At 73.8% G+C, this 8984-nt stretch carries 7 protein-coding genes; 1 reads left to right on the top strand and 6 read right to left on the bottom strand.

The genetic code is table 11. The annotated features are described in order from the left end of the window. Positions 1-101 precede the first annotated feature (101 nt). Positions 102-1202, top strand: a complete 1101-nt coding sequence (locus G5C65_RS24815) for a sialidase family protein (protein WP_165301146.1) — start codon at positions 102-104, stop codon at positions 1200-1202. Between the two features lie 177 nt (positions 1203-1379). Here G5C65_RS24815 and G5C65_RS24820 read toward each other — a convergent pair whose 3' ends face one another. From G5C65_RS24820 to G5C65_RS24845, 6 genes are all read right to left on the bottom strand, one after another. Further along, positions 1380-3335, bottom strand: coding sequence for a DUF2264 domain-containing protein (locus tag G5C65_RS24820; RefSeq protein ID WP_241266025.1), 1956 nt, complete (start codon positions 3333-3335; stop codon positions 1380-1382). 14 nt (positions 3336-3349) lie between these two features. Further along, on the bottom strand, positions 3350-4360 hold the full coding sequence (locus G5C65_RS24825) for a hydroxyacid dehydrogenase (RefSeq protein ID WP_165301147.1): 1011 nt from the start codon (positions 4358-4360) through the stop codon (positions 3350-3352). A gap of 62 nt (positions 4361-4422) precedes the next feature. Beyond that, positions 4423-5292 (bottom strand): ABC transporter permease subunit, encoded by an 870-nt coding sequence (locus G5C65_RS24830; RefSeq protein WP_165301148.1) that lies wholly within the window; start codon positions 5290-5292, stop codon positions 4423-4425. Continuing rightward, positions 5289-6287 (bottom strand): carbohydrate ABC transporter permease, encoded by a 999-nt coding sequence (locus G5C65_RS24835; RefSeq protein WP_165301149.1) that lies wholly within the window; start codon positions 6285-6287, stop codon positions 5289-5291. The genes G5C65_RS24830 and G5C65_RS24835 overlap by 4 nt, the downstream gene beginning before the upstream one ends. A 2-nt stretch (positions 6288-6289) precedes the next feature. Beyond that, positions 6290-7621: an extracellular solute-binding protein gene (locus G5C65_RS24840; RefSeq protein WP_165301150.1), complete on the bottom strand. Its 1332-nt coding sequence runs from the start codon at positions 7619-7621 to the stop codon at positions 6290-6292. A gap of 142 nt (positions 7622-7763) precedes the next feature. Continuing rightward, complete coding sequence (locus G5C65_RS24845) at positions 7764-8867, bottom strand: substrate-binding domain-containing protein (protein ID WP_165301151.1); 1104 nt, start codon at positions 8865-8867, stop codon at positions 7764-7766. Positions 8868-8984: the final 117 nt, after the last annotated feature.

Consider the following 8984-nt stretch of genomic DNA (forward strand, 5'->3'; position numbering starts at 1 on the left):
CCGCTCTCCCCGCACCGTCCCCCGAAAGGGGGGCGCGTTCCGTCATTTGTGCTTCCTTGACGTCCCGCGGGGGCGTGCATAGCGTGCGCGCGGGGGTGCCCATGCCGTACGAGAGCTCCGTACCGTTCCGCGCCGGGAGCGAGGGCTACGCCGCCTTCCGGATTCCCGCCGTCGTCGCGCTGCCCGACGGCACGCTGCTCGCGTTCGCGGAGGGGCGGGCCGACTCCCCGGCGGACCACGGGAACATCGACATCGTGCGCCGCCGGTCCGCCGACGGCGGGCGCACCTGGGGGCCGCTGGAGGTCGCCGCCGCGAACGGCGACGGCACCGCGGGGAACCCCGCGCCCGTGGTGCTGGACGGCGGGCGGGTGCTGCTGGTGTTCGTGCGGAGCGCCGCCGACGCCACCGAGGAGCGGATCCGGCGCGGGCTCGTCTCCCCCGAGGACGGGCGGCGGGTGTGGGTGGTGCACAGCGACGACGGCGGGGCCGCCTGGAGCGAGCCGCGGGAGATCACCCGGGAGGCCAAGCGCCCCGCGTGGCGCTGGTACGCCACCGCCCCCGGGCACGCGCTCCAGCTCGCCGCGCCGGCGTACGCGGGCCGGATCGTCGTGCCCGCCAACCACTCAACCCCGCCCGCCCTTCCCGGCGACGACGGCACCGAGGGGCGGTACTACGGCGGGCACGATCTGCTCAGCGACGACGGCGGCGCGAGCTGGCGGATCGGGTACGTCGACGACAACCCCGACGGCTGGGTCAACGTCAACGAGACCACCGCGGCGGAGCTCCCCGACGGGCGCGTCCACGTCAACGCCCGCACCGACGCCGAGGCGCCCGGCAACCGCGCCGACGCCTGCTCGGCCGACGGCGGGGAGTCCCTGGTCCAGCCGTTCCTGCCCAGGCCGGAGCTGGTGTGCCCGGTGGTGCAGGGCAGCCTGCTCCAGCTCCGCGACCCCGACGTGCTGCTCTTCTCCGCGCCCGGACACCGCGACTCGCGGCGCCGGATGACGCTGTGGACCGGCACCGGCCGCGGCCCCGACTGGGAGCCGCGGCTCACCGTGGACGAACGGCCCGCCGCCTACTCGGACCTGGTGCGGGTCGACGGCGCGACCGCGGGCCTCCTCTACGAGACCGGGGACGCCGGAGCGTACGAGACGATCACGTTCCTCCGGATCCCGGTGGCGGACCTGGTGCCGTTGCAGTGAGCCGGGGCTGCCCCTTGCTGTTTCGTCGCAGGGTGCGGGTGTCGCCGTGGTTGCTCGCGCAGTTCCCCGCGCCCCTGACGGGGCACGAACGGTGCGCCCCGAAGGGGCGCGGGGAACTGCGCGCCAAGCCACAGATCGCCCGCACCCTGCGGCGAAACGGCAAGGGGCAGCCCCGGCCTAGCTGACTCCGACTTCGATCGCGAGCGGGCCGAACGCGATGCGGACCCGGGGGCCCTCCGGCCAGCGGACCACGAGGGCGGGGCCGTCCACGGTCACCCGGGGCGGCTCCCCCTCGGGCTCCGCGAGGGACGTCCACGCCGCGCACAGCGCCGTACCGTCGTCGCCGACCGCGCCCAGCAGGCCCGGCACCCGGACCCACCGCTCGAACGCCGTCCCCTGCGGCGCCCGCAGCTCGACCTCCTCGCCCCACCCGTACAGCCCGCGCAGCGGCGCGCCGGAGGGCGCGGCGTCCGCCCAGCCCGTCTGCCGTATCCGGGTGCCGCGCGGCGCCCCGGTCACCCGGTGCACCCGCAGCTCCTCGGCTCCCCGCACGAACGTCACGCTCTCCACCCGCACTCCGGGCACCCCCGGCGTCCCGTCCGGGAACACCGGGCGGTGCCAGGAAGCGGCCCAGCCCCAGGAGCCGTCGTCGGCGTGCGCGGCGCCCAGCGGATGGACGCGGCGGCGTACGCTCCAGCCTCCCCCCGACCGCGCGGCCGGCTCCAGCGCGAGGTGGTTGTCGGGGACGTTGGCCCGCGCCGTGGGCCCGGTGCGGGTGGAGTACGCGAAGCGCGCGTACAGCGGCTCCTCGTCGGCCGCCCGCTCCCCCGCCCCCGGCGGCACGTCGTCGCTGCCGTGGTTGTGCACCCGGACCAGGCCGCCGCCGGTCTGGACGAGCAGGCCGGGCACCGGGAGCGCCACGGCGCGGTGCGGGCCCTCGCTCGGCGCGGGCTCCTCGCGTGCCGTCCACAGCGGGTCGTCCTGGGGCGCCAGCAGTGCGACGAACGCCTTGGACGCCCAGTACGGGGAGGCGGGGCCCGAGTAGGGCTGCAGCGTGGCCTCGTGCGGGCCGTGCCAGCCGAGTGTCAGCAGCCCGTCCGGTTCCGCGAGGGCGCCCCGGTTCAGGAAGTAGCTCAGGGCGCCGCTCAGCAGCCGCCGGGAGGTGCCGGGCGCGAGCGGGGTGTGGCCGGTGAGCGCTCCGGCGGCGATGGCCGCGCCCGCCGCGAAGCGGTAGGTCAGCGAGCGCCCGAAGTAGAGCGGCGCCCCGTTCCCGTCGAACATCCGGCCGAAGCCGGTCAGGTGCTCCCGCAGTCGGGGCCCGTAGCGCGCCAGCAGCTCCGCGTCGCCCGCGAGATGGGCGTGCAGCACGGGGTAGAGGTGCAGGGCCCAGCCGTTGTAGTGGTCGAAGGAGCGGCGGTCCCCGTCGGCGTACCAGCCCTCGCCCGCGTACCAGCCCTCCAGCAGCTCCAGCCCGCGCTCGATCGCGTACGCCGTCTCCGCGTCGCCCCGGCCCACGTCCTGGAGGAACCCGGCGACGGAGAGCGGGAAGAGGTACCAGTTGTTGGGCGCCGGGGTGTGCCGGAGCGCGTCCCGCAGCCACGCCTCGGCGCGGTCCTGGACCTTTGCGCCGAGCCTGTCCCACAGCCAGGGCCGGGTCAGCCGCAGCCCCAGCGCGACCGAGGCCGACTCGACCATCGGCTGCCCCTGGACCGTGTGGTCCCGGATCAGCGGCCAGGACTCGGCGTCGTCCCGGCCCGGCGTGCGGGTGCCGGCCGCGAGCCCGTCCGCGTACCGCTCCAGCAGTCCGAGCGGGTCGGCGCCCCGGGCGCCCGCGGTGCGGAAGGCGGCGGCGAGGAAGGTGCGCGCGTAGCCCTCCAGCCCGTCGGAGCGCACCCCGGAGCGGGAGGGGCGGCCCGGCAGGTCGAGCAGCGCCCCGTGCGGGCTCGCCCAGCGCCACGCGGCCCGCAGCAGCCCGTCGGCCGCCGCCTCCCAGTGGGCGCGGGTCCAGCCGGTGTACGGGCTCAGCTCGCGGTCCTCGGGAGGGAGGGCCAGGCGCTCGGTGCCGTCGGTACTGGTCACGTCGGTCACATCGGTCACGTCGGTCACGTTGGTCATGTGGGTCATGTGGGTCATGTGGGACACGTTGGTCACGCCAGGAACTCCAGCCTCTCGCGGCGTACGGGGTGGGCGAACCCCTCGTCTGCCGCCCAGCGCCGCACCTCGCTCACCGCGAGATCCGCGAGGCGGCCGAACTCGTTGCCCTGCGAGCCCGCGATATGCGGGGTGAGCAGGGCGTTCTCGCAGTCCCACAGCGGGTCGTCCGGCGGCAGGTCGCCGTCGTCGGGCTCGGTGACGTCGAGCACGGCGCGGATCCGGCCCGCACGCAGTTCACCGGTCAGCGCCGCCTGGTCGACAACGGCGCCGCGGGCGGTGTTGATGAGCGTGGCGCCGTCGCGCAGCGCGGCCAGCAGCGGGCGGCTGACCAGTCCCCGGGTGGCGGGCAGCAGCGGCGTGTGCACGCTCACCACGTCGCAGGCGGCGAACAGGTCGGGCAGCGGGATGTTGCGCACGCCCAGGGCGCGGGCCTCGTCCTCGGTGACGTACGGGTCGTGCAGCAGCACCTCCAGGTCGTAGGGCCGCAGCAGGTCGATGACCCGGCGGCCGATGAGCGAGGCGCTGAGGATGCCGACGGTGCGGCGGTAGTTGCCGAGCGTCGGGTCGGGGTGCAGCCAGTCCTCGCGGCCGCGCCGCGCCGTGTAGGCGCGGGCCGACTCCAGGATCCGCTTCCCGGCCAGCAGGATCATGGCGACGGTGTACTCGGCGACGGGCAGCGCGTTGGCGGACGCGGCCGAGGAGACGGCGAGGCCCCGCTCCCAGGCGGCCTCGGTGATGTGGTGGCGGATGGTGCCCGCCGTGTGCGCGACCGCGCGCAGCCGCGGCGCGAGCGCCAGCGTCTCCTCGTCCAGCGGCGGGCAGCCCCAGCCGGTGACCAGGATCTCGGCGGTGGCGAGGACGCGGCGGGCCTCGTCGGTCCGGAAGTCGGTGAGCACGTGCTCGTCGAGGTCGGTGATCTCGGCGAGCTGTTTGCGGATCTCGGGCGAGAGAACGGCTTCCGCGGCGCGGGCGGACATCGCGAGCGCGGCGTGCGGGCGGGTCATCTGTCTCCTGGTGGTGGGGGATTCGTCACGGGCGGGGCTGCCCGCGGCCGGCGGGCGCACCGTCACTTCACGCTGCCCGCTGTCAGCCCGGACTTCCAGTACCGCTGGAGCAGCAGGAACGCGGCGATCAGCGGCAGGATGGCCAGCAGGGAGCCCATGATGACCACCGGGTAGTAGTCCGGTGTCGTCACGGCTTCGCTGTTCCACACGTACAGCCCGAGGCTCACCGGGAACAGCTTCTGGTCCGAGAGCATCACCATCGGCAGGAAGAAGTTGTTCCAGATCGCGGTGAGCTGGAAGAGGAAGACCGTCACCAGGCCGGGGCCCAGCATCCGCAGGGAGACGCGGAAGTACGTCGTCAGCTCGCCCGCGCCGTCCACGCGGGACGCCTCCAGCACCTCGTTCGGGACATAGCCCTGGCTGAAGATGCGGCCCAGATAGACGCCGAAGGGGTTGAAGAGGACGGGGATGAAGACCGCCCAGAAGGTGTTCACCATTCCCGCCTCGGAAGCCATCAGATACAGCGGAAGGGCCAGCACCGTCGGCGGGACCATGACACCCGCCAGCACCAGCCCGAACAGCTTCTCCTTGTGCCGGAAGCGGTACTTGTCGAAGGCGTACCCGCACGCCACGCTGATCAGCGAGCCGAGGAGGGCGCCGACGACCGCGTACAGCAGGCTGTTGACGTACCAGCGGCCGTAGATCCCGTCCTCCGTGGCGAAGAGGTCGGAGAGGTTGGAGAAGAGCGAGAAGTCGCTCACCGAGAGCAGGTCGCTGCGCCCCAGCGCGTCCCGGTTCTTCGTCGAGGCGAGCAGCAGCCACATCACGGGCAGCAGGGTGTAGAGGACGGAGAGGCCGACGAACGCGTTGACGGCCGTCCGGCCCAGCAGGCGGGGGCGGAGCGAGCTCGGGCCCTGGGTCGCGGCGCTCACTGGGCGGCCTCCTCGGGTGTGTTCGCGCGGTTGCTCCAGCGGCTCACGGCGTAGGACAGGGCGATGATGATGACGAGCAGAATGACCGAGGCCGCCGCCGCGAGGCCGTAGTTGGCGCGGGTGAAGGCGGCGTCGTAGATGTACATGTTCGGGGTGAAGCGGCTGTCGACCACCCGGGTGGACTGGCTCAGCAGCATCGGCTCGGTGAACAGCTGGAGCGACCAGATCAGCGTGAACATCACCACCATCACGGCCGAGGGCCGCACCAGCGGCACCTTCACCTGGAGCGCCGTACGGACCGGGCCCGCGCCGTCCACCACCGACGCCTCCAGCACCTCGCGGGGCACGGCCTGGAGGGCGGCGTAGAAGATGACGACGTTGTAGCCGAGGTTGCTCCACACCGCGATGTTCACGATGGACGGCAGGACGGTGTTGACACCGAGGAAGTTGATGTCGATGTCGCCCTTGTTGAGCAGGTCGACCACCGGGCTCAGACCCGGTGTGTAGAGGTAGAGCCAGATGATGGCGGCGATGATGCCGGGCACGGCGTGCGGGAGGAAGAGCGAGAGCTGCGCTGTGCGCCGGAGCTTCGCGGCGCCGGAGTCCAGCAGCAGCGCGATGGCCAGGGCGAGGACGGCGATCAGCGGGATGTAGATGAGGCAGTAGAGCCCGGTGGTGGCCAGGCTGGAGAGGAAGGTGGGGTCCGAGAGGACGGCCTCGTAGCTGCGGAACCCGGCGAACACCGTGCGCTCGGGGCCGAAGCCCAGGCCCGGCTGGTCCTGGCTGAAGAAGCTGAGGTAGACGGCACCGCCGACCGGGATGAGGAAGACGGTGAGCAGCAGCAGGAAGAAGGGCGTCATCAGCGCGCCGCAGGCGCCGAGTTCGCGCTGCCGCGCGGTGCGCTTGCGGGGGGTGCGGCGGCGGCCGGGCCCGGAGGCGGGCGCTTCGCCGTCGCGGACGGCCGCGGTGGACGTCGAGGGCGTGGTCGCGGTCATCGTCAGCCCTCTCTGGTGGCGAGGCCGAGGGACTTCAGGTCGGAGAGGGTGGAGCGCTGGGCTTCCTCGACGGCGCCGAGGATGGTGCCGTGGCCGCCTTCCACGCGGGCGAGGCCGTCCTCGATGGTGCGGACGGTGGAGGTCATCCGGGGCCCCCAGACCCACTGGTCGGAGACGTGCTCCGCCTCCTTCTCGAAGAGGGTGTAGATGTCCTGCCCGGAGTAGTAGCCGCTGTCGAACGCCTTGCGGGCCACCGGCACCAGGCCGGCGACGGCCGGATACATGCTGCTGATGCCGCTGGAGAGCCGGGCGCGCAGCGAGTCCGGGTGGGACACCTGCCACTCGATGAACTCCATGGCGGCCTCCGTGTTCCGGCTGTCCTTGGTGATGGCGAAGGTGGAGCCGCCGTGCGTGCCGACCTGGCGGTTGCCCGCGTCCCACCGGGGGGACGGCGCGACACCCCACTTGCCCTTCTGGCCCGGCTGCGAGCCCATGATCCCGCCCGCGTCCCAGGCACCGCTCATCTTGGTGAACACCTGCGACTTGGCGATCTGCGCGACGCCCACCGGGGTGTCGATGGGGTTCTGGAAGGCCAGATCCTCGTCCACGAGCCGCTGCCAGTACGCGATGACCTTCCGGGTCGGCCCGTCGGCGAGGGAGACCTCCCAGGCGCCGTTCCGGGTGTCGAACCACTGGCCGTTCGCCTGCCAGGCGAACCCGGCGAGACGCGACCCGCCGTCGCTCGGGAACGTGGTGAGCCGCTTCCCCGGCGCCTTCCGCCGCACGGTGCGGGCGGCGTCCTCGAACTCGGCCCAGGTGCGCGGCAGGTCGATGCCGTGCTTCCGGAACAGGTCGCGCCGGTAGAAGAGCATCATCGGCTCTATGTCGAGCGGCACGCTGTAGGTGCGCTTCTCGAACGTGGTGAGGGCGAAGGCCGCCGGCAGCACGGCCTTCCGGAGCCGGTCGCTGATCAGCGGGGTGAGGTCGCGGAGCACGCCGTCTATGGCGAAGCCGGGCACCTGGGGGTACTCGACGGTGGCCACGTCGGGCGCGTTGCCGGCGCGGGCGGCGTTGCGCAACTTCGCGTAGCCGCCCTGCTGCCCCCCGGGGATCTGCTCGAAGTCGACCCGGACCCGGTCCTGGCTCTTGTTGAACGCGTCCACCACCTCCTGGCTGCCGCGCAGCGCGGACCAGAAGGTGATGCGGGCCGGCCCGCCGCGCGCCTGGGCGCGGTCCGGGCCGCCGCCCGAGGAACAGGCGGTGGCGGCCGCTCCGCCGAGCGGAAGGGCGGCGAGGGCGGCGAGCAGCGACCGACGGCGGTGTCGACCATGCACGGTGCCTCCTTGGGCTGGAGGGGATTCACCGGCATCCTGATTGCTCCTTCGATCGAAATCAATGGATCGATCAGAAGAAACTCAAACGGTCAAACGATCGGAGTCATCGAGGCACCGCGCCCCCGAGGCACCGAAGCGCCGGTCACCGAGCCACCGGGGCCGTCGAGCCCCGCGCCTTCAGCTCCGGCAGCAGCTCGATCCGGCGCACCGCCTCCGGCGCGGCGCCGCGCGGCCGCTCCAGCCGCCGCAGCAGCAGCTCGGCCGCCGCCCGCCCGATCTCCTCCTTCGGCGGCGCGACGGCGGTCAGCGGCGTGCTGCCCAGCGCCGCCACCACGTCGTCGTAGGCCACCACCGAGCAGTCGCCCGGCACCCCGACCCCCGCGTCCTGGAGCTGCTGCACCAGCATCAGCGCGTCCACGTCCGCGTGCAGCACGGCGGCGGTGGCGCCGTGCCGGCGCAGCACCGCGCCCAGGTCGACGAGCGAGGTCGCCCCGCCGTCCGGCTCCGGCGCCGCGGGCCCCGAGTCCCGGGCGGTGAGCACCACCGTCCACTCCTCGACCTCCGGCCGGACCGCGGCGATCTCGGCGAACGCGGCCCGCAGCGTGCGCGCGGTCGGGCTGTCGTCGCGGGCCGCCAGCACGATACGGCGGTGGCCGAGCCCGGTCAGATGCTCCAGCGCGAGATGCGCGCCGTACCAGTGGTCGCTGCGCACCGAGTCCATGGCGTGCAGCGGGCTGCCCGGGGCCGGGCGGCGCTCCATCAGCACGGTGGGCACCGGGAGTTCGGCCAGCCACGCCTCGTCGTCCGCCGCGGCCTGCGCGGTGCGCCACCGGGGGGCGACCAGCAGCCCGCGCACCCCGTGGTCGACGGCCTGGCGCGCCATCGCGTGCTCGGCGCCCGGCGCGTGCTGCGCGATGTGCATGGCCATCCGCAGGCCCGCCGCCTCCAGGACGTCGCGGGCGCCGCGCACCGCCTCGAAGAGGTAGGAGTGGTGCTCGGGGACGATCAGGCCGATCGCGTCCCCGGAGGCGAGCGGCGCCGGGGGCTCCTGGGGGCCGGGCTCCAGCGAGCGCACGACGCCGTGCCCGCGCCGCAGTTGGCCCTCGCGGGCCAGCTCCTCGACGTCCCGGCGCAGGGTGACGACCGAGACGCCGAGCTCGTCGGCGAGCTCGCTGACCCGTGCCTCGCCGCGTGCGCGCACGGTCTCGACGATGCGCTCCCGCCGTGTCGGCGCAGCCTCCCGCATCCGCCCCACCCCTTCGTCCCGCATGCTTTCGTTTGAGCGTTTGGCTAGAGCATACCGATCGGTGGCTGCCGACGCCTCGCGGGGCTTCCGGGGCACCGCACAGTGGGCGGTGGGGGG

Origin of the sequence: Streptomyces boncukensis, from assembly GCF_011045075.1 — a bacterium.
GTDB classification, from domain to species: Bacteria; Actinomycetota; Actinomycetes; order Streptomycetales; family Streptomycetaceae; genus Streptomyces; species Streptomyces boncukensis.